Genomic DNA, 26,422 nt, shown 5'->3' with positions numbered 1-26,422 from the left:
TTGACGAAACGACAAGTCGCCCAGCGCGTACCCGACTCGTTAACTTCGCAAGTAGTCGTAGATTTTTTGCGTGTTTTCCAGTGAGCACAAACGCGTACCCTGGTTAAGCGTTGCGGCACTACCGGCGGCGACGCCAAAACGAACCATATCTAATAGCGGCGCGCTTTCGGCAAGTTTCAGGGTCATCGCTCCAACCATGCTGTCACCCGCGCCAACGGTACTTTGGCTTTTCACCGGCGGCGGAACGACCTGCACACATCCGCTGGCGTCAACGCCCAGCGCACCTTGCGGGCCAAGTGAGACCACGACACATTTGGCTTTGCCACTATCAACAATTTCTTGTGCTGCTTTGCGGACATCGTCAGGTTGCGTCAGGTCGCGATTCACCAGCGCACTCAGCTCTTTTTGATTGGGTTTAACCAGTTCGATACCTCCTATTTCAAGCGTGGCTTTTAACGCCTCACCAGAGCTATCGACAATGCAGCGTATTCCGGATTTTTGCGCGGCTTTGACTAATGCGCAGAGTTCAGCGACATCTATGCCCGGCGGCAGGCTGCCGCTAATGACCAGAATGGAACCGGATTGTATGGTCAGCACTTTTTCTTCAAGAAGGCGAAATTCGTCAGCGCTCAGTGCGGCACCCGGCATGACGAAACGATATTGTTCGCCTGTGGATTGCGCGTGAACATGCAGGTTTTGCCGCGTCCAGTTCTGTGCCTCAACGGTATCAATAGCAACGTGTTCATCTAAAAGCAGGTTGCAAAGGTGTTCTCCGGTGGCACCTCCTGACGGGAAAATGGCGGTTGCCTGCCCGCCAAGATGAGCAATCGCTCGCGCAACGTTAATGCCACCACCGCCTGGTTCAAAAACGGGTGCGGTACAACGTAGTTTCCCTTCGGGATAAATTTGTGCGGTGAGTGTTGCGCTGTCGAGAGAAGGGGCGAGAGTCAAAGTGTAAATGCGTGTCATATATCCTCCTTAATTTAGCATTGGGATAAAGCGTAGCACTGTTTCAGGATGTTGAATGTCGATTAACATCATGATTTATCAAATGATTTGTAAAAAGCAACCGATCTCTATGTTTATGAAAGTAAACATGTTTTAAGAGCTCTCTTATTCAAAAAATGAAAGAAGAATTCATTGCTATGTTATTCGGGCTTTTTTATAATTTGTAACCTTTCTTGGCTCATAAATATTTGATCCACAGAAAAGATTCCGGAACCTTGATGGTTTCTTTTTATGTTGTACGGACGATTAAATGAATTTTGTTAAGACAGTACCGGCTGCTATTTTGCTGACCGGAAGTGCGCTATTGAGTCACTTTGCAATTGCAGATAATTCGGTTTTCACTGTCATGGATGACCCATCCACCGCCAAAAAACCTTTCGAAGGTAATCTGAACGCGGGCTACCTTGCTCAATCAGGTAACACAACAAGCTCCTCATTGACGGCGAACTCCAACCTGACCTGGTACAACACCTCTACCGCATGGTCTCTGTGGGGCAACGCAAACAATACCTCTGCTAACGATCAGCGCTCTTCTGAGACTTATGCACTGGGCGGTCGTAGCCGTTACAACATGACAGACAGCGATTATTTGTTTGGCCAGGGAAGCTGGTTGACGGACCGATTCAACGGTTATCAAGCCAGGGATGTCCTCACCGCGGGTTATGGTCGTCAGTTCCTTAGTGGGCCTGTGCACAGTCTGCGTGTGGAATTCGGTCCTGGCGTTCGTTACGACGAATACTCAGATGGCGATCACAAGACTCAGGCGTTGGGTTATGCGTCCGGTATCTATAACTGGCAATTGACCGACAATGCTAAATTTATCCAGGGCGTTTCTGTGCTGGGTAGTGAAGATACGACGGTGAACTCTGAAACGGCGCTCGAAGTTGCTATCAATGAGCACTTCGGTTTGCGGGTGGGTTATAACGTCACCTGGAACGCCAATCCGCCAGATTCTGCACCTGAGCACACCGATCGCCGCACTGCAGTGACGCTTGGTTATAAGATGTAATTGGCAAAGCCGGGTCATGCCCGGCTTTATTGTTTTAAATTATCAATATGTGCTAATATTATTTTGGTCCATGGTTTTATTTTAAATAAAAAAGATACCTAACTAATTTTCTCCATAATTCCTCCTTAATCTTCTGTTTAGTCATATCTTCTATATATTTGACACGAATTGATAAGTCATTAGCCTTGTCAAAAGTGTGATCTGGATCTACTCTTATTTTGTAGAGAGATAATAACTTGCTGGCCCACTAATAAATAAGAGAATAAAGACTATGACAAATATTAAATATGCCACTGTAGCTATTGCACTTTCGGTGCTTTCATTTGGCGCATTTGCTGCAGCGCCTGCTACGACCACAACAACAGAAACCGCTCCTGCTGCCGTATGGCATGCAACCGATATTGAAGCTGGTTCCAATATTCAACCTGGCGCACAATCTACAGGGCAATCTATGGATGATGCTTTTAATGTTCATACCCTGGTTGCAGGTGAGTGGTCTTAACAATTTAAGTTTTATTATCCCTTTGTGCGGAACTCTTAATTGATGACTTCATTTAAATTTCGCATGAAATAAAAAGCCGAGCATGAAGCCCGGTTTTTTTATGTCTGGCACACGACTTCGGTATCACGGAATAGATTGAGTTTAAAACGTTAGAGAAATTTATTAATTGTAATGAACAGGCTTTCCTTAAATTAATAAGACCCCATAGAGAACGCCCCTAAAATGAAGATAAAACAGGTGGTTATTCTTATTGTCAGACGAGACCTTTTGGTCTCAAAGCGCGACATTCCCTCCTGAAAGTGATAGTATTCCCAACCGTCGCGAAGCTGTGAACCTCACGCGCGCGCATAAATTGTGCAGTCGGCCTTGCAATTGTAGGCGAGATGGCTGCCCAACTATTTGAAACTAAAGCAAAATAAACGTTGCATGTGATCTTACGTGTAGACCACCTCTAGTGTTTCCCCTTGTTACTCCCCGTTTCACTTTCCCAATCTAACGCCTTGCTATCATTGACTAAGCACCATTCAGGTGTTTCACTCCGTTTTATCTTATTCCAGTTCGTGCCGTAAAAATCGTGTACACAGTTATCAGGGTGTACACATGTTAACGGATGCAAAGCTCAGGAAGATAAACGGGAAGCCTATAGAAAAGCGTATTGAGCTATCTGATGCTAATGGGCTTTCAGTTCGCGTAACCCCGACTGGAGTGATCGCTTTTCAATACCGATACAAAATTGACGGCAAGCCAAGGCGAATGACGCTGGGCCAGTATGATGAATTATCGCTTAAGGAAGCGCGAGAACTCGTCGCTGAATATCGGAAGCTCGTATCCGTTGGGCGTGACCCTATCACGGTTCGAGATATGCAGATTGAAACCAACATTCAGGCCGCGACTGTTGAAGACTGTATTAATGCGTGGCTGGTAAGTGCGTCAGCAAGTCGGCTTGTCAAGCGAGACCATTGGGATAGGGCGCTAAAACGGCACGTTAGCTCTTATGTCGGTAACATGATTGTTGATGACATGGCTATTTCTCACTGGCAGCCAGTTTTCAAGAGAATGCGTGAGAATGGTGCAGAGACTTTTTCAGGGGAAGTACTGTCTCGCATGAAGACAATATTTTCATATTGCATCCGTACAGAGATGATCAAGAGAAACCCTGTAGCTGACTTACGCATAATCGATGTGGGTAAACCAGCGAAAAGCGGGAAGCGGAACTTTAGCGATGGTGAAATTAATGCATTCTGGAAGGCGGTTGAAGCGTCAACGATCACTTATCAGAACCAGTTATTTCTGAAGCTTCTCTTGCTTACCGGTTGTCGCGGCGTAGAGCTTCGCCTGGCTAAGAAATCAGAGTTTGACCTGAAGGGTAGGGTTTGGCGTGTTCCGGATATCGGCTCATTCGGTGGCGCAGCAGCAATTGGTATTGGCGCAGTAATAGCAGCAATGGCGCTTTCCAGTTCAATTGCAGGGAAACGCAAGAATGGTGGCCCGGTATCGGCTGGCTCAATGTACCAGGTAGGTGAGGGCGGTATGCCTGAAATCTACCAGGCCAGCAGCGGTAAGCAATTCATGATCCCCGGCGATAACGGTAAGGTTATCAGCAACAAGGATATGCAGAGCGGGAGCGGTGGAGGAGGCGGTGTTGTTGTAAACATCAATAACTACACCAGTTCAACTGTGGACGCGCAGGCCACGCCTGATGGTAAAGGCGGGTGGACAGTTGATGCGTTCGTTTACGACATCAGCAACGGCGCGGCCCAGCGAGCCAAGCTATTGAGCAGTATCACCAGGCACCGAGAAAAGCGCGAGAGTAATTGTTGCGTTAACTTGCGCTATCCATCTGATATCATGTGGAAAATTATTACTTTTGGGATAGGGATATGAAGAAATTATTGGTCGCATCAATGGTTGTAATGCTTCTTGCTGGCTGCGCGTCTTCTGGAAATAAGCACCTTCAGAAAGAAACTGAAGTCAGCATGCAGTCGAAGATAAAAGAAGGTACGACCACCAAAACGCAAGTTAAAGGTATGTTTGGATCTCCTGATAACGTCACATTTACGGACGGCGGCAAAGAAATCTGGAAGTACGCTTTTGCCAAAGTGAAGGTTGATGGTAAATCGTTCATTCCTTTCTATGGGATGTTCCACAACGGCACTAGCGGAACGAAGAAAGAGCTGACCATTCTTTTCAAGGATGACACCGTTGAGAAATACACAATGGCTGAGTCGACAATAAACACTAAGTCAGGATGGGCTGATTAACTCAATCTGATACATAAACATTAACCCGCTTCGGCGGGTTTTTTATTGCCCGGAGAACGGTAAATGGCAATTGCTTACCCGGACTGGCTCCGCTGGCCCAGAAGTCGAAAACACCCAAGCCAGATACCGGCTTTCGCACTGAACTTCCGCAAGTTGGCGCGCCAATATTTCAGAAACTCACCGACGACCTGAAAACGGGCTTCTCGCTGACATGGGTATTCACCCTGGCACAGCACCGGGCATTCATGCAGTGGTTGCGCAGCCCTAATTATCTGGACAACTGCAATCAATGGTTCCTCATGCCAGTGGGTATCGGATCGGGTGCATATGGTGAGCCTGAGATGCAGGAGCTTCACTTTACCGCTTACCCGACATGGAGCCAATCAGGATCAGTCTTCACCTGGTCAGGCGATGTTATCTGCCGACAGCTGAAAAACTCCGATGACGATTACGCCGACATTATTGTTGAACTGCCGCCTCCGTGGGCAAGCTTCCTCGATATTGTCGTGACCGGGTATCCAGATAATCGTGATCCAGAGTCACTCCCGAGGGTTCCATAATGCCGACTTTCAGAGAGTACAAGAGCCGCAGGCCGAACCGCATCCTCTACGACACAATCACCATCTACAGCGAAACTTTCGGCTATATCAGGCTTGTCAAAGACCAGGTATTTTCGAAGACATTCGCCGGGCAGGAGTATCAGCCGTGCCGGATGGAAATTGCAGATAGCCCGCAGAGTTCGACGCCTGTCATTACCTCCACAGTGAAATTCAGCCGCCTGGCGACGGATTTCAAGCAGCAACTAAAACAGTGGAAAGCATTTGATCGCATCGTGCCAATTCAGTTCACATACCAGCGCTTTGACGCCTCAGATATGAACACGCCGCTGAAGCCGTGGACGCTATTTGTGAGCGATATCAGTCTGGACGCAAGTGATGTCACCGTGTCGCTGACTATCAAGAACCCCCTCAACGCCAACATTGGCCTGCTCTATAACGTCGAAGAGTTTCCGGGACTGCAAAATGCTTAAGTCTGAATTTCTTGAAAGGGTGATTGGCATACCCTGGCATAACCGCGCCTGCACGTTTGAAGCGGCTGATTGTTGGGGGTTAGTCACTCTCTATTACCGGCACGTTCTCGGCATTGAGCTGCACCACTCGCCTGACTACGAAGCGGGTGAGGACTTCATGACGTGCTTTGAAAGTGAGGTTGTGTACTGGCAGCCAGCAGAACACTTCAGCGACGGCGATATCTTCATTGCCTATTACGGCGCGCAGCCGGTGCATGTCGGGCTGATTGTTGATGGCAGGGCGCTGCACAGCCGCGGCGAGAATGGAAATGTCCGTTCCGACCAGATCCGCACCATCCAGAAATTATTCACAAAAACGGAGCTCCTCAGATATGCCGGTAATCGAAATACAGAGAGTGCCGGGGCTGCCAAAGCAACGGATGCATGCGCGCGCGGGAGTGAAGTTCAGCGAGTGGCTTGAAACAGCGGGCGTTCATTCTGATGTGCGGGCCATCATTAACGGCCGCGAGTTGCAGGATGATGATGACATCGATTTTTGCATCAAATCAGACGACCGCATTATCATCTTCGACCAGCCAAAGGGTGGCGGCCTGGTTAAAACCCTGCTCAACCCATTCGAACATCTCAATCCAATAAAATTCACGCAAAAGGTAATGGGCGCCTTCATCAAGCAGCCTAATGCTGTCGGCGCGGCGGGACAAGCCAAGACCTCACCGAACAATAGCCTGAAAGGGCAAACTAACATCGCCCGTAACGGCGAGGCGCGCCCGGATAACTACGGCCTTGTTCGCGCTTTCCCGGACATGATTCAGCAGCTTATTTTCGAGTACGTGAGCAATAACAAAGAAGTGACTCAGTTCATGAACTTTGGCCTGGGTAAATACGATTACAGTTCCGTTCGCTATTCGGAAACTAACATCGGCTCAATGGCAGGCGCATCCTATACCGTTTACGGGCCAGGAGAGGTCATTCCGACCGTCATCGAGGGGTATCAGCATGATGATGTCGACGGGCAGGAGTTACCCGGCCCGAATGAAAGCAGTGAGCTTCCAGTAGAGACGGCCACAGCTAATACAGTGGTGAGTGGTAGCTATACCAGCGGGCAAGTGGCAATGAAAATTGTCAGGCAGAGTGAGTTTGATTTCTTCAAAGACCTGCCACGGCCATCACCGGTTAAGTTCATCATCAATATCACTTACCCCACAACTACCGGGTCGGTTACTCAGGATGTCACGCTAACCGGCAACCTGATCAACTGCATTGAAAGTGATGATGGCTCAGTAATCACGCCTGTTTATTATTACGAGTTCATATTCGATCAGCTAAACGGCCCCGGTGTGCCGATTGAAACGGCGACCATCAATACCACGAAGTTTGTGCTGATGCAGAACTCAGGGGTTTCAGTTGGCCCGTTCTTCTCTCCGCTCATATCTTCGCAATTGTGGATTCACACTCAATCAAAACTGGGTGGGAATGACTACACCGACTGGCGTGTTGATATCTGGAAGGTTGACGATGATAACAACCAGATCCCCGGCACAAATCAGTCTCTGACGTTCCATGTGCAAAACCCGCGAGACGACCTGTCCGATACTTTCTACAGAACGGACAAGATAACGCCACTGGCGGGCGAAGGGCGCTACTCCATTACGATGACCAGGACGAACAACAGCCATGACAGGAGCATCCTGGAAGTTGAGGAAATCCACGCTGTTAACGTCAGGACGAATGTTGTTCATCCTGATGACACTACGGTCATCATCAAGGTCAGAGCCACGGAGAGCTCCACCGGGCGCGAAATGAAATATAACGCACTCATTAACCGCCACACCATCAGCTACTCACTCAGCACGCAGTCAGTTGATTACACGCTGAGGCCGTCCCGCAAGTTTGCGGATGCCGTAGCGCATACCTGGCTGGTCATGGGCGGGCAGCCTGAAAACAATACTGACCTGTACGGCCTCTATCAGATTCAGGCTGAGATTGACGCGATAGACCCACGACTTGGACGCTTCGATTTCACCTTTGATGATGAGGATGTGTCGCTCGGCGCGCGGCTGGAAACTATCTGCGATGCCGCCAGTGTAACCGCGTTCTGGGATGACGGCGTGATGTCGTTTGTGCGTGACACGAAACGGACTACTCCGGCGACGGTATTCAACCGCAATAACACGGTCGAAGCGGGTTACTCACTCAGCTATGACATGACGCTGCCAGGCGGATTCGATGGCGTGGAGGTGCAGTACCGTGACCCGAACACAAACAAGCAGGCATTCATCCGCTACCGGATAAACGGAAACAGCATCATTTCTGGCTCGCCAGTGAAGGCGAGAAAGTTCGAGATGATGTATGTCAGAGATGCTTACCAGGCCAATGAGCGAGCGCTGAGAGAGTGCGAGCGTTTGATCTACTGCCGCATGGCAATGAGCATCACAACAATGGCTGACGGTGAGTGGATCAATGTTGGTGATATGGTGCAGATAGTCGATACATACGACACCAACCAGCAATCCGGCTATATCGTTTCGCGCATCGGTAACGTCTTCGAAACAAGCGAGCGGATTAACTTTGCCAGCTCAATGTTCGTGGTGGTTACGGACTATCACGGCACGCCGACAGCGCGCTACCAGGCTCAACCCCTCGCAGATACCGCGTTCGGATTCAGCGCTGCTATCCCAAATATCGAGCTCAATATCTATGACGGAATGAACGTGCAATCACCATCGCGTTACTTCATTGCCTCGACTGAGGAGCTTGATGCCACCAAGTGGGAAGTTACAGACAAGAGCCCTGGCACTGACGGAACCACAGCGCTGACAGTTCGAGAATACAGCGATCTGATTTACCCCTAACGAAAGCATCCCACAACTACGAACCCGGCCAATGCGCCGGGTTTTTTATGGAAAAATTATGGCGACTACACCTTCACAGAAACCAGTTGCATCAGAATTGCCTCAAGACCTGAAATTCAATGCAGGTAAAATTGACGAGTTCGTGACGTCATTGGCACAGCAATATATCGATCGCTTTGGCGGCAAGCACTACACCATTGAAGGGCTTAAGCAACTTGCTCTGCAGCAAATCTATAATCTTGGCTGGAATCCTGTCGGTACATTCCAGGGTGGCGCAACCGTGGCTAACCCTGGTGATATTATTCAGGACACCACTGATGACACATGGTACCGCTGGGATGATTTAGCGACGCTCCCTAAAACAGTAGATGCTGATTCAACGCCGGGTTCAACTGGTGGCACGGGTGAGGGGAAATGGCAGCCGGTCGATGTGAGCGACGTTCTTCGCAAAGAACTTGCTACCGCAGGTGGCATCAGGTTGGTTGGCGGGACTCCGCTGATACCAGTTACAGCCATGCCTTCATACAACAGCGCGAACGCTGTACAGGCTTGGAAAGATAGCATTGCTCAATATGGGTATGTTTATTTCCCTGGGCACAGCCTGTCACAAATCACATACACAATACTGAACACTGTTGCAGAAACTGATGCGCTGAAAAACAGTAAAGTCATTGTTGATGATGGGGCAATTTTATCATTTGATTGGGACCATTACGCATTAATCAAAACATTGGATTTTGTCGGTCAATGCACATTTTTATTCCCGAGTAAGCAATTCAAAACAACGGGCGGTGAAGTTGACTACATCTCCAAACAGGCGATTTTAAATAGAAACCCTGTTCGAATGAAAAAGGTTGAGCTTACTGATTGCAGAATCAGGAGTGTGGATGGAGACACATTCAGCGACGGAGCAATTGGGACCACATCAGAGACCGCTGTATTGGTCGGGCTTGTTCAAAATAAATACACAGGCATTTTTGCACCAATTGATATTGGTGAAACAATATCAGCACATATCAAAATGCAGACAGGAACTGGAAGCCAGCACGGAATTATTCTACGGTGCGGGCAGGGTTGGGTTATGATTTACGCCGCCCCAGGTGCTACATCGTGGAGCTATCGCGTAAAGCAAATAGGTCAATCTCCAGTTGATGGCTCGGCAATCTCAATTCCTGGAGGAAATGTTCTTTCTTACTCCTCAGGGAAAGCAACAATAGGTATTGCTCTACAATCAAAAACAATTTTCAGTTTTGTTGTGAACGGTGTTTCAATCGGACTGCCGTACAATTCAGGAAATGCAGGGGATATTTATGAAGTTGGATTTGTCACACTTAGTGCGGATGCGAGCGCTATTTCTCGAGTGACAGGAATTTGTAGTTATACCACTAAAAACGGCATCCAGGGAAAGGCTGGATTAAACATTTTGATACATGGTGATAGCACAGCAGAAGGGTTTATCTCGGCATTTGACAAATACCTGCCTCAGCTTATTGATGGTAGCAATGGCGCGCGCTCCGTAAACATTCGCAACAAAGCTGTTGTAAGCACACCCGTTTTAGTTCCACGCACTTTTTGAGATTTCCGGTTTCTCAGCCATCAGCCGGTATTCTTCCGGCGTCAGGTTATTCAGGGATTCATGGGGCCGCTCACTGTTGTATTCGTTCAGCCAGCGTTCCGTTATTTCCCGTGCTTCGTTCAGCGCTCTGAACGGATAAAAATCAAGTATTTCGGTCCGGTATGTTCGGTTAAATCGTTCGATAAACGCGTTCTGCGTTGGCTTACCCGGCTTGATAAAGTCCAGCATCACACCATGGTCTTCAGCCCATTGCGCCAGAGCCAGTGATATCAGTTCCGGCCCGTTATCCATCCGCATCTTCAGCGGATATCCACGGTTTGCCACTATTCTGTCCAGTACCCGCACAACCCGCTGCGCCGGGATATTCAGGTCAATTTCGATGGCCAGAGCCTCTCGGTTAAAATCATCCACGACGTTGAAAGTCCGAAAACGTCGGCCACATGTTAGCGCGTCGTGCATAAAATCAATCGACCAGCTTTGGTTGAGTGCCTCAGGTGTCGCAAGTGGAGCCGGATTGCGCGCCGGTAGACGTTGCTTTCCTTTACGACGAAAGTTCAGTTTCAGCAGACAGTAAATCCGGTGTACACGCTTGTGATTCCAGGCGTTACCTTGCCTGTGAAGCACCTGAAAAAGCTTCTTAAATCCGTATCGCGGATAGCGTTCTGCCAGTTCAGTCAACGTCAGGATCACCGGTTCATCACGTCGTGTATCCGGTTGATAACGAAACACCGTCCTGCTCAGCGATAACATCCTGCATGCCTGGCGTATGCTCATCGTAAACTGTACGGTCAGATAGCTGACGAGCTCACGCTTTATCGCTGGTTTTAAAGCTTTTTTTCGATGACGTCTTTCAGCGCCCGGCATTCCAGACTCAGATCGGCAAACATCTGTTTGAGACGACGATTCTCGTCCTCAAGATCTTTGATTTTTTTGATATCAGCGGCCTCCATCCCGCCATATTTCGCCTTCCAGTTGTAGTAGCTGGCTTCGGAAATTGCGGCCTCGTGGCACACATCTTTGACGGTGCGCCCGGCTTCGACAGACTTCAGAACGGCGATGATCTGGTGCTCGGTGAATCGGATCTTACGCATAGCGATCTCCACAGGTGACATAATCAGTATGTCGGAAGATCTCTAAAAGTGAATGGTACGGATTACAGGGATACTTACACTGTGGCGGGAACATTTATGCGGCAAGCATTGGATATGCTGAAGGCTGAAGGCTGAAGGCTGAAGGGCCGGGAGACGCCTATATCATCATCATGGTTGCAGGAACAAACGAAGGTCAGGCCAATAGCGATCCTGACTCATTCGCTGCGATGATCGAGGAGTTTGTCGTTTACTGTGCTGGGCTGGGCCGTATGCCAGTGTGGGTTGAGCCATGGATGTGGTATTCATCAGCGTTAATTGGAGGGGCTGGACAAGCAACTGCCAATTATGATGGGGCTGCTGAATTGCGTGAGGCGGGTAAGCGTCAGATGATGAAGTATGGTGATGGTGCTATTTGTGTGACAACCACACATCAACTGCCAGCTCCTTTGCCTGAGTACTTCAATAAAAGCATCGACCCACTTGATCGTGATGCCATTCACCAGAGCCCGCTAGCTTACCGCCTGTACGCCGAAATCATAGCCTCAACAATAATTGATTGGTATTCAAAAATTGATATTTCAGCTCGCTCATTCCCACAATTCTGGTGCTCCAGCACGGCATCAGTGGCAACGCCGAGCTCCGTTTCAAACAACTCAATAAATGCAAAATTAACGCTCACGGGATTTGCAAACGGTGGAGTTATTTTCACACAGCCACGCTGGTGCAGACCAACAAAAAATAGAAGCTTCCCGGTCGCTTTTACGTCAGATGATATAGGTTTTTCTATGGGATTAGCCACTGTAAACCCTTCTGGGCAGGTGAATCTTTCAGGAATGACAGCGCCGAACGTTAAGGTTTATCTAGATATTCAGTTATCTTAATGGTAGGTAAAAACAAGGCCACTATGTGGCCTTTATATACTGCAAAAAAACTAATGCAGCATGATTAATTTATGTACTTGTAGTAAATTGAATAAGGGAAAGGCGATAAAGCCTTATTTAGTTGTTTTTTCCAAAGCAAGTAACCCGTTGCGTTCAGATGAACATGGTCATCTAATGTATATTTGGGGTCCATTCCATCCTTGCCAATAAACTCAGAAGGTAGAGGAACGACAACACAATTTTTATACTTGGCGCATTGTTTTTTTATCAAATAATCTGCGTTATTAAAGGATTCATCAATGTGTTTATACGCCACTCGATTAGAAACAATGGTTTCAGAAACGTACAGAATTTTTGCTTTTGGGGCTGCATAGTCAATCAAATCTGCCATTTCCATGCCCAAAGGAATGCCCAGTTCTCCCATTAGTAGGTTATTAGTTCCAGCTTCAACAAATACAGCTTTATAATTCTCTATGTCGGTTTCTTCAATTCGCTTTTTGATTCCATAAACTGTATCTCCTACAATGCCCAGTGTAACATGGTCAAAATGCAATCCATTATAATTTAAGCCTTGCATTATCGAATCACCAAACATCAAGATTGTGTCTGATTTTTTATCAATCTGCGATAATTTCATTTTATGTGTAAAATTAACCACACCAAATGTGCCAAGACGAGATTCATCACCAATAAATGCAGTTTTTATGTCTGCAGAAGCAGAAAATGCAGTCGCTAATAAAAATGCTGTTAAAAAAATCTTCATTACAAAATACCTTTTAAACTATTTGTCGTAAATTTTTTAAAAACAGATGCCATCTAAAAAATGGCATCTGAACTGGATTAACTATTTATCAATTTCAAAATTGTGGTACACAAAAGCTTGTCTACAGCGTAGGAAATAATTAGCGAAATAAAGAACGTGGTTGCTGACATAAGGACACTGTAGGTAAGTATGTTTCCTATATACCAACTAAAATCAATGTAATGTGCTAAGGTGGTTAGTATTGCAATGTGAATTAAGTATATACCATATGTTCTCGGTGAAACTAATTCGATGATCTTACAAATGACCGTTCCAGGTTGGATTTTTATTTTTTTAAAAAACAGGCAGAGCGAGATCGTAAATAGCATCATATTCAAACCTCCGTCATATGGTCCTAGGTTTGATGATTTGAAGACATTAAATTGAAGATAGATACAAAATGCCGTAAAAACAAATGATGCAATTAGCAGGCATAGCATCAATGATCTTTTGTAATTTTCTATCTTAGATATCAAACCACCAATTACGAAGTATGACATCCAAACGCCAAGCGTAGGCAAAGAAAAACCTGGAACAGCGCCGCCAAGATATTGCATGTAACCACTGGAGGTTAAAATTACAACTAAAGCTATAATCGAATCTATTTCGCTTAAACCTTTAATGAACACATTGAACGCTGGTGAAACCAAATATATTCCGAGCATTGAATAAACAAACCAGAAATGAGGCGATATTCCGGTGCTTGATTTCATCTGCTCAATAATATCCAGAACGGTTTTAGGTGTAATGGGCGTGCCTGCCACTGTCATATAAATAACAGAATGCAGAAAGGCATAGATAATGAAAGGAATTATCAGTGAACTTACTCTTTTTCTGTAAAAATCTGTAATAGATTTTAAGTTGGAACTTAAAATATACATTCCACTAATAACAAAAAACACCGGCAGTCCTACGCGGACTAAAGATTGTATCAACAATGCTATTATTTTTTGAGATTGCGTTACATTTTGCAATAGATATTGATCATAATAAGGAGTTACATGTATCCCTACAACTAGAAAACAACATACTATCCGCAATAGGTCGGTAGAGTAGTCTCGCGCCATAATTTAAAAAAACCATCAATTTAGAGTAATCCTAATATTCTATACATTTACATCATACCATCAAGTTTTATGATGCCGTCGTGCTTGATCAAAACCCATCCATGAAATACTGTATATAAACACAGTGTAAATTGAGGTGATCACCATGGGCTTCCCATCTCCAGCGGCAAATCACACCTGCATCTAGTAGCAGCCCACTCAGGTGGGCTTTTTGTTAACTGTCTATTCTGGAATTTCCACCAAAAATCCGCCCACATCCCATGTTCTATCAGAGACAGCATAGCCAAGCTCATTTAGGCGATTAAATGTCAGACTAAATAGTGAAGAAAAGTCATCCTCAGAAATTCCGTCAAGCTCAAGGTCATCCAGATCAATGAAGAAGCTCGTATGTCCCAGCCTGATTTTTTTGTTTATCTCTGTGAAAGTTCTTTCGAAGATGATGCCAGAAAGCTCATCTTTCGCTTTGTTTACAATCTGAATGGCTTCTTTCGCTGAAATTAACTGGTCAGTTGGAATGTCTTTCAGAAAACTCACATCCAATCTATGAACAATTTCAGCATTGATAGACCGTCCGTTTGCTTTCGCGGCCTCTTCAACTTTTTCTTTTAATTCAACTGGAAGTCTGATTCTTAACTGTGGGTCTTCTCTGCTCATTTTGAATTCTTTTTCTGCAAATATTCACAATATGTAAATTATGCCTCACGGTGGGGCAACTAATGGAGGCTTCAGTGGAAAAAGCAAAAGAGATGTACCAGCGCAAGGTTCGCATTCCAGAGGATGTTAGGAAAGCTATTGAAAAGAATGGGGAAGACGAGTGTCGTCAGTTCAATACAGAATTGATTTATCAACTAAGAAAGGCGTACGGGCTAATTGGTGAAAGAAGTGCACAAGCATAAGAACGACGAAGCCCAGAAGTGCGCTAACACTCTGTGCCTCTTATCGAACAATACCCGCAAAGGAATTATCGACATGAAAAGTATAACGAATAACAGCCTTGAGTTCCAGAACACTAATTTTGCGTATATGGAGATGGGCGGTCAGACATGGCTACTAGCCGCGGAAGTAGGACAAGCTCTGGGTTATGCAGACGACAAGGCAATACATCGCATTTTCAATCGACATGCCGATGAATTCACCCAGCAAATGACAGGGGTGGTCAAGGTAACCACCCCTGGTGGAATGCAAGATGCACGTATGTTCTCTCTGCGTAGCGCTCACTTGATAGATATGTTTGCCCGCACACCGAAGGCCAAAGAATTTCGCCGCTGGGTGCTGGACATCCTCGACCGTGAAGTCGCGCAGGGAAACGTCAATCCAGCATTCGATTTTAAAATGCATGTGCACAACATCAATGTGGCATGTATCCACTTAGAAGTTATGCGTGATATCTGGCGCAACGAACTTGACCCTGCACTGAGAGCGCTTGGATCACCTATTGCCGTGAAGATGGTTGATCGTCTAGATGCATGTGCTCAGGTGAATGGCGTTCGTGGGGGAATGGAAAGAGCTTCTGGTTTGAAGGGATTGCAGTATCACTGAAAGGCGCATTGGATGGCGCAAAAAGAAAAACCGCCAGGTAGGACTGGCGGCTTACATCAACTACCGACAAGGTATAAATCAATGCTTACAGGTAATTTAGCAGTTAAAGCAGTTCCTGTCACCATGTCCAGCCTTGAGATATCTGAGCTGGTCAAGTCCCGGCATACTGATGTGCGTCGTTCAATAGAGCGCCTAATGCTAAAGGGTGTTATCACAAGTGCGCCAATGGCGTTTCTTGAGAATATCAATGGGTTAGGAAAGGTTGTTCGGGTTAAAGCATATCTTCTTGATAAACGAGATAGCTATGTTGTAGTCGCTCAACTATCCCCTGAATTTACTGGTGCATTGGTTGATCGCTGGCAAGAGCTTGAATCAATAGCATTGACACCATTACTTCCATCCAACTACAAAGAAGCGTTGCTTGCTTTGGTAGTTGCTGAGGAAGAAAAGGAAAAGCTGTGTATTGAGCGTGATCATGCCATTGAAACAAAAGCGTGGATTGGTGAAAAGCGTGAAGCTACTGCGATGGCGACCGCTTCGGCAGCTGTTCGTGAGAAGAACAAATTAGCTGAAACAGTTGGAGCATGCAGGAAGCACGCGACGATCACTGCGGTAGAGAACAAAACTGGAAATGAATATAAGTGGCAGGGATTGCGTAAATGGTGCCGTGAAAATGACGCGATGCCTTTGGAAGTTGAGGACAAGCGCTTTGGCATGGTGAAGTCTTGGCCGCGCGACGCATGGCTTGCCGTTTACGAATTAGATTTGCGTAAAATTTTCTAAATTAGAAATACTTACAACATAACCCGCTTCGGCGGGTTTTTTATGGAGTTTACATGCCAATTTCTACTCAGTCCCAAATCGGCGGTGAGCAGCAAACCGCGCAGGCCATCGCCGATTCTGTGTCAAATCAATGCAGGCACTTGGCCAATAAAGGGCGTTGATATTGACGAGGACACTAGGAATCAATTCTTTGTTTACCCGGAAGGGAAAACTCTCGGCGCTGATGATAATGGTTATCCGGTCTGGATCGATGTTCCACCACCTACGCATGATGAGTTGGTGATGCAAGCTGAAGAGAAAAAGCAGAAGCTTATCTGAGAGGCCAATGACTTTATAAACAGTAAGCAATGGCCCGGAAAAGCAGCCGTTGGTCGCCTAAAAGGAGACGACCTTGCTCAATATAATTTATGGCTGGATTATCTCGATGAACTTGAAGCTGTCGATATATCAAGCGCACCAGACATAGAGTGGCCAGTAGCACCTAAGTAATCTCACTATGGCGGGCAATATAGCCCGCCAACAGGATGATTATTTAAGTATCTCTGGGAGATTACTTTTAGCCCACACAGTAAAATCATTGCCAACTGACATGCTCGCATACTCGGAAAGGTGCTTATATTCATCCCTGTACATAGGCAATCCATCTCTTACTGACGAGCATTTTTTCTTGTCACAGAATACAGAATTAGGATCAAAGAATAGCGTCGACGGATAGGCTGCGATAACCTTCTCTTTAAGATATGCTAAATTTGATTGGATATCTTTCAGCTCTGTAAGGTCTGATTCACATGATTTTTTAGGTGTTTTAAGTGGTCTCGAGAAGCATGCTTTAATATCATCAGACAACCTTACATGTGGATAGAAGATAACAACCTTCGCGCCATTGGCAGTGATAGTTGACATTCTTTTTATCAAACCAGCGATATACAAATCATCAGGCTTTGAAACTATTCCACTGATAATAATGTACTTAATGGATTTTGTTTTTAGCATAATGTCATCGACGAATTTCATTTGCTCCGTCTGATTAGCACTTTTACTCACCAGAACCCCTGATGTGACATCAGCCGTACCGATAGAAAGTACATTTAGATCTTTCAAGTGGCTGTTGTTTGCGATACCAGGATATAAATGGTTAGCATAGCTATTACCCAATAGCAGAACATCCGGGTCTGCATTGCGCTTTAATGTGCAGAACCACCATGGTGAGGACGTTGCCAGCGTTGTTTTAAATCTTTCCAGGCAATTATCATTTTTCGTGTATTGCCAAATGGTACCGATAAGCTGTCTGCTTACTTCCTTGCTTACTTTGATATTCGCCCGGCTATCAATGCCGTTCATTGCGTATGTCACATATCCTGCCATTCCAATTATCATCATCAGAACCAACATTGGGATAGTCTTTTTCTTCCAAGATTTTACATGTTTTAGCGGTCTTTCAATTAAGCAGTACGTTATTGCCGCAAGTACAAATGACAGAGCCGTCAATGCCAGCAAAACCCAGTCTGGTGGGGTGCTCCCGTTTATGATGTGCGCAAGGGAGAATAGAGGCCAGTGCCAGAGGTAAAGTGGATAGCTAATCAGTCCAATAAATACAAATATTTTCGAGGAGATAATTGATTTGATAGGGCCAGAATCTTGCGCGGTCCAGATCAGCAATACAGACGCGACAACTGGGAGCAGGGCATACCAGCCGGGGAATGCTACAGTAGAGTGAAGTGTGAATGCGGTGACAATAATGACTGAAAGAGAAATTGCAGCCAGTGGGAATGCAACTGACTTTAAAGGACGTTTCGACTTTTCACCATGCATAAGAAGTGCAAGGATGGAACCCAGCAGTAGCTCCCAGTGCCGATATTGAGGTAGATAGAATGTCCTCTCGACATTTTCACGGATGCTTATGACATTTAATAGGAAGGATGCGCCAGCAAGCAAGGACACAACCAAAACAAGGTTTAGCTTTCTTTTATATGCAAAATAAAGAACTAGGGGAAACACGAGATAAAACTGTTCTTCTATACCGAGAGACCAAAGGTGTAAAAGTGGCTTGGTTGCAGACGTAGCATTAAAATATCCAACTTCACTATAAAATAGGATATTGGCTATAAATCCTGCACTGCCGGCTAGTTGTTTGCCCAACTGCATGAACTCATCAGCGAAGAGAGTAAACCATCCGAAGATGAAAACCGAAAACATCACAACTAAGAGTGCAGGAAACAGACGGTCGATTCGTCTGCGGTAAAAATCCTTAACCGAATACTTACCGGACACTATCTCGGTTTTTAAGATGGATGTGATAAGAAATCCAGATATGACAAAGAAAATATCCACACCAATAAAACCGCCAGGTAGTAGTGACGGGAAAGCGTGATAGATAACGACAAGAACTACAACTATGGCTCTGATGCCATCAATATCAGATCTATATTTTAACATTATCGGGTTCATGATTTTTTGGTTGCCGTGGATTCTAACATCTGCGGGAGCATCGGCAATAACCAGGCTGCGGAAGTTAGTGAGTTAAAATCCATCTAATAAGTACCATTGGTGTAGTCGATACTGAACGATGCCAGGAGTGGAGAGTTCGACGATGTGCCGGTGATGTGATTCATAGGTGGTTCATTTCGTTGCAATCAAGTTCCACCTTTATCCATACCCCAATGCCGTGTACTATTGTCCGGTCTAATCAGTAGGTCGAAGTGGGTACATTTAGTATTTTGTACACTACGATGTACACAGTTTGCGAGGTGAAGCACTCAACCCTTCTTAACCCGCTGATTTAATTAAACTATATAAAGTTGCATGTGATCTTACGTGTGGGTCACCACTGCGAATAAGGACTTATAATGCCTGTTATTACTCTTCCTGATGGCAGCCAACGCCATTACGACCATGCTGTTAGCCCGCTGGATGTTGCTCTGGATATTGGTCCAGGCCTTGCAAAAGCGTGTATCGCTGGCCGTGTTGATGGTGAATTGGTTGATGCATCTGATATTATTGAGCACGATGCCAAACTTGCGATTATCACTGTAAAAGATGAAGCTGGCCTGGAGATTCTCCGCCACTCATGCGCCCACTTATTGGGTCATGCCATCAAGCAGCTGTGGCCGCACACCAAAATGGCGATTGGCCCGGTGATTGACAACGGTTTTTACTATGACGTTGATATCGACCACACGCTGACGCAGGAAGATCTTGAGCTGCTCGAAAAGCGTATGCACGAGCTGGCTGAGAAAGATTACGATGTCATCAAGAAGAAAGTGAGCTGGCATGAAGCCCGTGAAACCTTCGTGAACCGTGGCGAAAGCTATAAAGTCGCGATTCTTGATGAAAACATCAGCCATGATGACCAACCAGGTTTGTATCATCATGAAGAATACGTTGATATGTGCCGTGGCCCGCACGTACCGAATATGCGTTTCTGCCATCATTTCAAACTGCAGAAAACCTCCGGTGCTTATTGGCGTGGTGATAGCAACAACAAGATGCTGCAACGTATTTACGGCACCGCATGGGCCGATAAAAAGCAGCTGAATGCTTATATTCAACGTCTGGAAGAAGCCTCCAAACGTGACCACCGTAAAATCGGTAAGCAACTCGACCTGTATCATATGCAGGAAGAAGCGCCTGGTATGGTGTTCTGGCACAACGACGGCTGGACTATCTTCCGTGAGTTAGAAGTGTTTGTTCGCTCCAAACTCAAAGAGTACCAGTACCAGGAAGTGAAAGGCCCGTTCATGATGGACCGTGTGCTGTGGGAAAAAACCGGCCACTGGGACAACTATAAAGATGCGATGTTTACGACTTCTTCCGAGAACCGTGAATACTGCATCAAGCCAATGAACTGCCCAGGTCATGTTCAGATCTTTAATCAGGGTCTGAAATCCTACCGCGACTTGCCATTACGTATGGCTGAGTTTGGTAGCTGCCACCGTAACGAACCGTCAGGTGCGTTGCATGGTCTGATGCGCGTTCGTGGTTTTACTCAAGACGATGCGCACATTTTCTGTACCGAAAGCCAGGTTCGTGACGAAGTAAACAGCTGTATCCGCATGGTTTATGACATGTACAGCACCTTCGGTTTTGAAAAAATCGTTGTGAAACTGTCTACTCGTCCTGAAAAACGCATCGGTACTGACGAAATGTGGGACCGTGCAGAAGCAGATTTGGCTGTTGCACTGCAAGAAAATAACATTCCGTTTGATTATCAACCGGGTGAGGGTGCATTCTATGGCCCTAAAATTGAATTTACCCTGTACGACTGCCTGGATCGTGCATGGCAGTGCGGTACTGTACAGCTAGACTTCTCATTACCATCACGTTTGAACGCTTCGTTTATTGGTGAAAATAACGAACGCCTGGTTCCGGTAATGATTCACCGTGCAATTCTCGGGTCAATGGAACGTTTTATTGGTATCCTGACTGAAGAGTTCGCAGGTTTCTTCCCAACCTGGCTTGCGCCAGTACAAGCAGTGGTCATGAATATCACTGATGGACAGTCTGAATACGTTAGCGAATTGACCCGTAAACTGCAAAATGCAGGCATTCGTGTAAAAGCAGACTTGAGAAATGAGAAGATTGGCTTTAAAATCCGTGAACACACGTTGCGTCGTGTCCCATACATGTTAGTTTGTGGCGATAAAGAGGTCGAAGCAGGCAAAGTAGCCGTTCGTACCCGTCGTGGCAAAGATTTGGGGAGCATGGACGTAAACGAACTGATTGAAAAACTGCAATTAGAAATTCGCAGTCGCAATCTTAATCAACTAGAGGAATAGAGTTATTAAAGGCGGAAAAAGAGTTCAACCGGCGCGTCCTAATCGCATAAACAAAGAAATTCGTGCCACAGAAGTTCGTCTGACAGGCTTAGAAGGCGAACCTATTGGTATTGTCAGTCTGAATGAAGCTTTGGAAAAAGCCGAAGAGGCAGGAGTTGATTTAGTCGAAATCAGTCCTAATGCTGAACCGCCTGTTTGCCGCATTATGGACTACGGCAAGTTTCTCTATGAAAAAAGCAAATCTTCTAAGGAACAGAAGAAGAAGCAAAAAGTTATTCAGGTCAAGGAAATCAAATTCCGACCTGGTACCGATGATGGCGACTATCAGGTAAAACTCCGCAGCCTGGTTCGCTTTCTGGAAGAGGGTGATAAAGCTAAAATCACACTGCGTTTCCGCGGTCGTGAAATGGCTCACCAACAGATTGGTATGGAAGTGCTTAACCGCGTCCGTGACGATCTGAGTGAACTGGCAGTCGTCGAATCCTTCCCATCGAAGATCGAAGGCCGCCAGATGATCATGGTGCTCGCTCCGAAGAAGAAACAGTAAGGCCATCAAGTAACAGTTCTCGCGAGGTTTCGGCCTCGTGAGATTTGTTCGCCTTCTGGTTCGTTTTATTAACAATGCGAAGTGGAAAGTTATTAAATGCCAAAGATTAAAACTGTACGCGGCGCCGCTAAGCGCTTCAAAAAGACCGCCGGTGGTGGTTTTAAGCGTAAGCACGCTAACCTGCGTCATATTCTGACTAAAAAGTCTACTAAGCGTAAACGTCACCTGCGTCCGAAAGGTATGGTCTCCAAAGGGGATCTGGGCCTGGTCATCGCTTGCCTGCCGTACGCATAAGTAGCACTTTTTAATTAATTCAGAATATAGAACAGGAGAGCTAATATGGCTCGCGTAAAACGTGGTGTTATCGCACGTGCTCGTCACAAAAAAATCCTTAAACAAGCCAAAGGCTACTACGGTGCGCGTTCACGCGTTTACCGCGTTGCTTTCCAGGCTGTTATCAAAGCTGGCCAATACGCTTACCGTGACCGTCGTCAACGTAAACGTCAATTCCGTCAGCTGTGGATTGCACGTATCAACGCTGCAGCTCGTCAGAACGGGATCTCTTACAGCAAATTCATCAACGGCTTGAAAAAAGCTTCTGTTGAAATCGACCGTAAGATCCTGGCTGACATCGCCGTATTCGACAAAGTGGCATTTACTGCACTGGTTGAGAAAGCGAAAGCAGCTCTGGCGTAAGCCGGTTATTAGAGGGAGCTTGTCTCCCTCTTTTAATTTCTAACGGTAATTTTTAACCCTGGTCAATAAGGTAACTGCAAGCATGAATGCTGCTATTTTCCGTTTCTTTTTTTACTTTAGCACCTGAATCAGGGGGCTTTGCGCGTAAGAAAAGAAACGAAAAATAGCGCTGAAAGCCTCCACTATGGAGGCTTTTTTTTTGCTTCTGTATACGGATCAACTACCCCGGCAATTGTGCCGGCATAAGAGGAATACCATGCCACATCTCGCAGAGCTGGTTGCCAATGCAACGGCCGCCATAAACGAGGCCCATGATGTTGCCGCGTTGGACAACGTACGCGTCGAGTATTTAGGGAAGAAAGGGCATCTGACCCTCCAGATGACAACCCTGCGTGAATTGCTACCAGAAGAGCGTCCAGCCGCTGGTGCGGTAATTAATGAAGCGAAAGAGAAAGTGCAAGAAGCATTGAATGCACGCAAACACGCCCTCGAAAGTGCCGCGCTGAATGCGCGTCTGGCAGAAGAGACCATTGATATTTCCCTGCCTGGCCGTCGCATTGAAAATGGCGGCTTGCACCCGGTGACTCGCACCATTGACCGTATTGAAAGCTTCTTTGGTGAACTTGGCTTTACTGTGGCAACTGGCCCGGAAATCGAAGACGATTACCATAACTTCGATGCGCTGAATATCCCAGGGCACCACCCAGCTCGCGCTGACCACGATACTTTCTGGTTCGATGCAACTCGCCTGCTGCGCACCCAAACGTCTGGTGTACAGATTCGTACCATGAAAGACAAGCAGCCGCCGATTCGTATTATTGCGCCAGGCCGCGTCTATCGTAACGATTACGATCAGACTCACACCCCGATGTTCCACCAGATGGAAGGTTTGATTGTTGATACCAACATCAACTTCACCAACCTGAAAGGAACCATCCACGACTTCCTGAACAACTTCTTCGAAGCGGATCTGCAGATTCGTTTCCGTCCATCCTATTTCCCGTTCACTGAACCGTCCGCCGAAGTAGATGTTATGGGCAAAAACGGTAAGTGGCTGGAAGTGTTAGGTTGCGGCATGGTGCATCCGAACGTTCTACGTAACGTCGGTATCGACCCAGAAGTTTATTCAGGCTTTGCGTTCGGCATGGGCATGGAGCGTCTGACCATGTTGCGCTACGGCGTGACCGATCTGCGTGCATTCTTCGAAAATGATTTACGTTTCCTCAAACAGTTCAAATAAGGGCGGGATATCCAATGAAATTCAGTGAACTCTGGTTACGCGAATGGGTAAACCCAGCCAACAGCAGTGAGGAGCTTTCCAACCAAATCACTATGGCTGGTCTGGAAGTTGATGGCGTTGACGCCGTTGCAGGTGCATTCAATGGCGTGGTGGTGGGTGAAGTGGTTGAGTGCGGCCAACATCCAAACGCTGACAAACTGCGTGTAACGAAAGTGAATGTCGGTGGCGAGCGCCTGTTAGACATCGTTTGTGGTGCGCCAAATTGCCGTCAGGGCCTGAAAGTTGCTGTGGCAACCGTCGGTGCTGTTCTGCCAGGTGATTTCAAAATCAAAGCCGCCAAACTGCGTGGCGAGCCATCTGAAGGGATGCTGTGCTCGTTCTCCGAGCTGGGTATTTCCGACGATCATAACGGTATTATTGAGTTGCCGCTGGATGCGCCAATTGGCACTGATATCCGCGAATACCTGAAGCTCGATGACAATACTATCGAAATCAGCGTTACGCCAAACCGTGCCGATTGCCTTGGTATCATCGGTGTTGCGCGTGATGTAGCTGTTGTGAACCAACTGCCATTGCACGAACCAGAAATGCCCGCAGTAGCGGCGACCATCACCGACACGTTGCCCATTCGTGTGGATGCGCCTGAAGCGTGCCCGCGTTACCTTGGCCGTGTGGTTAAAGGCATCAACGTTAAAGCCCCAACCCCGCTGTGGATGAAAGAGAAACTGCGTCGTTGTGGTATTCGTTCTATTGATGCAGTCGTTGACGTGACCAACTATGTACTTCTCGAACTTGGCCAACCGATGCATGCATTCGATCTGAGTCGCATCGACGGTGGCATTGTTGTGCGTATGGCAGAAGAGGGCGAAGCGCTGACTCTGCTTGATGGTAACGAAGTGAAGCTGAAAGCTGACACGCTGGTTATCGCTGACCACAATAAAGCGCTGGCAATGGGCGGTATCTTTGGTGGCGAACATTCTGGCGTGAATGATGAAACCCAGGACGTGCTGCTGGAGTGCGCATTCTTCAATCCGCTGTCTATTACCGGCCGCGCTCGTCGCCATGGTCTGCATACCGATGCTTCTCATCGTTATGAGCGTGGTGTGGATTCAGCTCTGCAATATAAAGCGATGGATCGTGCAACTCGCCTGTTGACTGATATCTGCGGTGGCGAAGTGGGTCCGGTTATTGACGTGACTAATGAAGCACATCTGCCAAAAGCTGCCACAATTACTCTGCGTCGCAGCAAACTGGATCGCCTGATCGGTCATCACATTGAAGATGCACAGGTTAGCGACATCCTGCGCCGCTTAGGCTGTGAAGTAACTGAAGGCGACAACCAATGGACGGCAGTGGCACCAAGCTGGCGCTTCGATATGCAGATTGAAGAAGATCTGGTTGAAGAAGTGGCACGCGTTTATGGTTATAACAGCATCCCGAATGAGCCTGTTCAGGCGGGTCTGATTATGGGCAGCCATCGCGAAGCAGACTTATCGCTCAAGCGTGTGAAAACCATGCTGGTCGATAAAGGCTACCAGGAAGTCATCACCTACAGCTTTGTTGATCCTAAAGTTCAGCAATTGCTGCACCCAGGTGAAGAAAATCTGATTCTGCCAAGCCCAATTTCCAGCGAAATGTCAGCGATGCGTTTATCTCTGCTGCCTGGCCTGCTGAATACCGTGGTTTATAACCAGAACCGCCAGCAGGCACGCGTGCGTATCTTTGAGTCAGGTTTGCGCTTTGTTCCTGATACTCAGGCAGACCTGGGTATCCGTCAGGATCTTATGCTGGCTGCTGCCCTCTGCGGTAATCGCTACGAAGAGCATTGGGATCTGGCGCGTAACACTGTCGACTTCTATGATTTGAAGGGCGATCTGGAAGCAGTATTAGATCTTACTGGTAAACTTTCTGACATCGAATTCAAAGCTGCAAGCAACCCAGCTTTGCATCCAGGCCAAAGTGCTGCCATTTATTTAGGCGGGGAATACGTTGGTTTCATTGGTGTTGTGCATCCAGAGCTCGAGCGCAAGCTGTCACTCAATGGCCGTACTCTGGTGTTCGAAGTGCTGTGGAGCAAGCTTGCAGACCGCGCTGTGCCTGAGTCGGCAGAGATTTCTCGATATCCTGCGAACCGCCGTGACATTGCTGTTGTGGTCGCTGAAAACGTTCCCGCAGCAGATATTTTGGCCGAGTGTAAGAAAGTTGGCGCAAATCAGGTAGTTGGCGTAAACTTATTTGATGTGTACCGTGGCAAAGGCGTAGCCGAAGGCTATAAGAGCCTTGCCATAAGCCTTATCCTGCAGGATACGGGCCGTACACTCGAAGAAGAGGAGATGGCCGCTACCGTTGCAAAATGCGTAGAGGCATTAAAAGAGCGATTCCAGGCATCATTGAGGGATTGAACGTATGGCGCTTACAAAAGCTGAAATGTCAGAATATCTGTTTGATAAGCTAGGGCTTAGCAAACGTGATGCTAAAGAGTTGGTAGAGCTGTTTTTCGAAGAGATCCGTCGCGCTCTGGAGAACGGCGAGCAGGTTAAGCTATCAGGCTTTGGTAATTTTGACTTACGCGATAAAAACCAACGTCCCGGGCGTAACCCGAAGACTGGTGAAGATATTCCTATCACGGCTCGCCGTGTTGTGACTTTCCGACCTGGTCAGAAGTTGAAAAGTAGGGTTGAAAACGCGTCGCCAAAAGACGAGTAACCTGAATTAACCAAAAAGGCCGCCTGAAGCGGCCTTTTTCTTTTCTTCTTGTCCTGC

Annotated in this window: 25 protein-coding genes, 4 pseudogenes and 1 other annotated feature; of the genes and pseudogenes, 23 read left to right on the top strand and 6 right to left on the bottom strand. The window is 46.8% G+C overall.

The genetic code is table 11. The features are described 5' to 3' along the window. Positions 1–39 precede the first annotated feature (39 nt). A complete protein-coding gene (gene pfkB, locus DY231_RS14215) occupies positions 40–969 on the bottom strand; it encodes a 6-phosphofructokinase II (RefSeq protein ID WP_115629270.1) in 930 nt (309 codons plus the stop codon). Between the two features lie 289 nt (positions 970–1,258). On the opposite strand from pfkB, the gene DY231_RS14210 reads away from it, so the two are divergent. From DY231_RS14210 to DY231_RS25240, 10 genes and pseudogenes are all read left to right on the top strand, one after another. Next, positions 1,259–2,017, top strand: a complete 759-nt coding sequence (locus DY231_RS14210) for a DUF481 domain-containing protein (protein ID WP_115629268.1) — start codon at positions 1,259–1,261, stop codon at positions 2,015–2,017. Positions 2,018–2,288: 271 nt separating this feature from the next. Then, positions 2,289–2,519 carry a hypothetical protein gene (locus tag DY231_RS14205; protein WP_115629265.1) on the top strand — a complete coding sequence of 77 codons (231 nt, stop codon included), beginning with the start codon at positions 2,289–2,291 and terminating at the stop codon, positions 2,517–2,519. 600 nt (positions 2,520–3,119) lie between these two features. Beyond that, a pseudogene (locus tag DY231_RS25695) lies at positions 3,120–3,680 on the top strand (integrase arm-type DNA-binding domain-containing protein); the annotation flags it as partial. A gap of 228 nt (positions 3,681–3,908) precedes the next feature. After that, positions 3,909–4,325: pseudogene (locus tag DY231_RS14195) on the top strand (tape measure protein); the annotation flags it as partial. 74 nt (positions 4,326–4,399) lie between these two features. Continuing rightward, on the top strand, positions 4,400–4,780 hold the full coding sequence (locus DY231_RS14190) for an SEN1984 family lipoprotein (RefSeq protein ID WP_115629262.1): 381 nt from the start codon (positions 4,400–4,402) through the stop codon (positions 4,778–4,780). A gap of 63 nt (positions 4,781–4,843) precedes the next feature. Beyond that, a pseudogene (locus DY231_RS14185) lies at positions 4,844–5,340 on the top strand (hypothetical protein). Next, the gene (locus DY231_RS14180) at positions 5,340–5,810 is read left to right on the top strand and encodes a DUF1833 family protein (protein WP_115629259.1); all 471 of its coding nucleotides are present in this window, start codon (positions 5,340–5,342) and stop codon (positions 5,808–5,810) included. The pseudogene DY231_RS14185 and the gene DY231_RS14180 overlap by 1 nt, the downstream one beginning before the upstream one ends. After that, positions 5,803–6,270 carry an NlpC/P60 family protein gene (locus tag DY231_RS14175; protein WP_115629256.1) on the top strand — a complete coding sequence of 156 codons (468 nt, stop codon included), beginning with the start codon at positions 5,803–5,805 and terminating at the stop codon, positions 6,268–6,270. Before DY231_RS14180 ends, DY231_RS14175 begins: the two co-directional genes overlap by 8 nt. Continuing rightward, on the top strand, positions 6,182–8,662 hold the full coding sequence (locus DY231_RS14170; RefSeq protein ID WP_115629253.1) for a host specificity factor TipJ family phage tail protein: 2,481 nt from the start codon (positions 6,182–6,184) through the stop codon (positions 8,660–8,662). The genes DY231_RS14175 and DY231_RS14170 overlap by 89 nt, the downstream gene beginning before the upstream one ends. Positions 8,663–8,720: 58 nt before the next feature. Next, positions 8,721–10,238, top strand: a complete 1,518-nt coding sequence (locus DY231_RS25240; RefSeq protein WP_172588698.1) for a tail fiber/spike domain-containing protein — start codon at positions 8,721–8,723, stop codon at positions 10,236–10,238. Here the strand turns inward: DY231_RS25240 and DY231_RS14160 are convergent. Beyond that, positions 10,218–11,329, bottom strand: a protein-coding gene (locus DY231_RS14160) for an IS3 family transposase (protein ID WP_115629251.1) whose coding sequence is annotated in 2 segments (ribosomal slippage) — positions 10,218–11,068 and positions 11,068–11,329 — 1,113 coding nt in all. Because the reading frame shifts where the segments join, the coding sequence is not laid out codon by codon here. The genes DY231_RS25240 and DY231_RS14160 overlap by 21 nt on opposite strands. Before the next feature lie 170 nt (positions 11,330–11,499). Between DY231_RS14160 and DY231_RS14155 the strand changes: the two genes are divergently transcribed. Further along, positions 11,500–12,210 carry a hypothetical protein gene (locus DY231_RS14155; protein ID WP_115629248.1) on the top strand — a complete coding sequence of 237 codons (711 nt, stop codon included), beginning with the start codon at positions 11,500–11,502 and terminating at the stop codon, positions 12,208–12,210. A 64-nt stretch (positions 12,211–12,274) separates the two neighbouring features. Here the strand turns inward: DY231_RS14155 and DY231_RS14150 are convergent, their stop codons facing one another. The 3 genes from DY231_RS14150 to DY231_RS14140 form a co-directional block, all read right to left on the bottom strand. Next, positions 12,275–12,973, bottom strand: coding sequence for an SGNH/GDSL hydrolase family protein (locus DY231_RS14150; protein ID WP_115629246.1), 699 nt, complete (start codon positions 12,971–12,973; stop codon positions 12,275–12,277). A gap of 77 nt (positions 12,974–13,050) precedes the next feature. Beyond that, positions 13,051–14,079, bottom strand: coding sequence for an acyltransferase (locus DY231_RS14145; RefSeq protein WP_115629243.1), 1,029 nt, complete (start codon positions 14,077–14,079; stop codon positions 13,051–13,053). A gap of 222 nt (positions 14,080–14,301) precedes the next feature. Then, positions 14,302–14,733: an Arc family DNA-binding protein gene (locus DY231_RS14140; protein WP_115629241.1), complete on the bottom strand. Its 432-nt coding sequence runs from the start codon at positions 14,731–14,733 to the stop codon at positions 14,302–14,304. Positions 14,734–14,807: 74 nt separating this feature from the next. On the opposite strand from DY231_RS14140, the gene DY231_RS14135 reads away from it, so the two are divergent. From DY231_RS14135 to DY231_RS14120, 4 genes and pseudogenes are all read left to right on the top strand, one after another. Beyond that, positions 14,808–14,975: an Arc family DNA-binding protein gene (locus tag DY231_RS14135; protein ID WP_115631850.1), complete on the top strand. Its 168-nt coding sequence runs from the start codon at positions 14,808–14,810 to the stop codon at positions 14,973–14,975. A 73-nt stretch (positions 14,976–15,048) separates the two neighbouring features. Beyond that, entirely contained in the window at positions 15,049–15,618 is a 570-nt protein-coding gene (locus DY231_RS14130; protein ID WP_115629238.1) for a BRO-N domain-containing protein, read from the top strand. Positions 15,619–15,630: 12 nt separating this feature from the next. Further along, positions 15,631–16,401 carry a Rha family transcriptional regulator gene (locus DY231_RS14125; RefSeq protein WP_256682670.1) on the top strand — a complete coding sequence of 257 codons (771 nt, stop codon included), beginning with the start codon at positions 15,631–15,633 and terminating at the stop codon, positions 16,399–16,401. Between the two features lie 147 nt (positions 16,402–16,548). After that, positions 16,549–16,890: pseudogene (locus DY231_RS14120) on the top strand (tail fiber assembly protein). Between the two features lie 39 nt (positions 16,891–16,929). Here the strand turns inward: DY231_RS14120 and DY231_RS14115 are convergent. Then, on the bottom strand, positions 16,930–18,837 hold the full coding sequence (locus DY231_RS14115; protein WP_172588696.1) for an acyltransferase family protein: 1,908 nt from the start codon (positions 18,835–18,837) through the stop codon (positions 16,930–16,932). A gap of 410 nt (positions 18,838–19,247) precedes the next feature. Between DY231_RS14115 and thrS the strand changes: the two genes are divergently transcribed. From thrS to ihfA, 8 genes are all read left to right on the top strand, one after another. Then, complete coding sequence (thrS, locus tag DY231_RS14110) at positions 19,248–21,176, top strand: threonine--tRNA ligase (RefSeq protein ID WP_115629233.1); 1,929 nt, start codon at positions 19,248–19,250, stop codon at positions 21,174–21,176. Positions 21,177–21,180: 4 nt separating this feature from the next. Continuing rightward, entirely contained in the window at positions 21,181–21,723 is a 543-nt protein-coding gene (gene infC / locus DY231_RS14105) for a translation initiation factor IF-3 (protein WP_072011152.1), read from the top strand. Positions 21,724–21,819: 96 nt separating this feature from the next. Next, a complete protein-coding gene (gene rpmI / locus DY231_RS14100) occupies positions 21,820–22,017 on the top strand; it encodes a 50S ribosomal protein L35 (RefSeq protein ID WP_005968897.1) in 198 nt (65 codons plus the stop codon). Between the two features lie 45 nt (positions 22,018–22,062). Then, positions 22,063–22,419 (top strand): 50S ribosomal protein L20, encoded by a 357-nt coding sequence (gene rplT, locus DY231_RS14095; protein ID WP_000124850.1) that lies wholly within the window; start codon positions 22,063–22,065, stop codon positions 22,417–22,419. A 77-nt stretch (positions 22,420–22,496) separates the two neighbouring features. Next, positions 22,497–22,620 (top strand) — a sequence feature (Phe leader region). Continuing rightward, positions 22,502–22,546 (top strand): pheST operon leader peptide PheM, encoded by a 45-nt coding sequence (gene pheM, locus DY231_RS14090; protein WP_001386830.1) that lies wholly within the window; start codon positions 22,502–22,504, stop codon positions 22,544–22,546. (Overlaps the previous feature by 45 nt.) Before the next feature lie 55 nt (positions 22,621–22,675). Continuing rightward, positions 22,676–23,659, top strand: a complete 984-nt coding sequence (pheS, locus tag DY231_RS14085; RefSeq protein WP_115629230.1) for a phenylalanine--tRNA ligase subunit alpha — start codon at positions 22,676–22,678, stop codon at positions 23,657–23,659. 14 nt (positions 23,660–23,673) lie between these two features. Continuing rightward, complete coding sequence (pheT, locus tag DY231_RS14080; RefSeq protein ID WP_115629228.1) at positions 23,674–26,061, top strand: phenylalanine--tRNA ligase subunit beta; 2,388 nt, start codon at positions 23,674–23,676, stop codon at positions 26,059–26,061. A gap of 4 nt (positions 26,062–26,065) precedes the next feature. Continuing rightward, the gene (ihfA, locus tag DY231_RS14075) at positions 26,066–26,365 is read left to right on the top strand and encodes an integration host factor subunit alpha (protein ID WP_001229265.1); all 300 of its coding nucleotides are present in this window, start codon (positions 26,066–26,068) and stop codon (positions 26,363–26,365) included. Positions 26,366–26,422: the final 57 nt, after the last annotated feature.

The organism is Buttiauxella agrestis, assembly GCF_900446255.1.
Taxonomy (GTDB): domain Bacteria; phylum Pseudomonadota; class Gammaproteobacteria; order Enterobacterales; family Enterobacteriaceae; genus Buttiauxella; species Buttiauxella agrestis.
The sequence above is the reverse complement of the archived record's forward strand: the minus strand, read 5'-3'. Positions and strand labels throughout refer to the sequence as shown.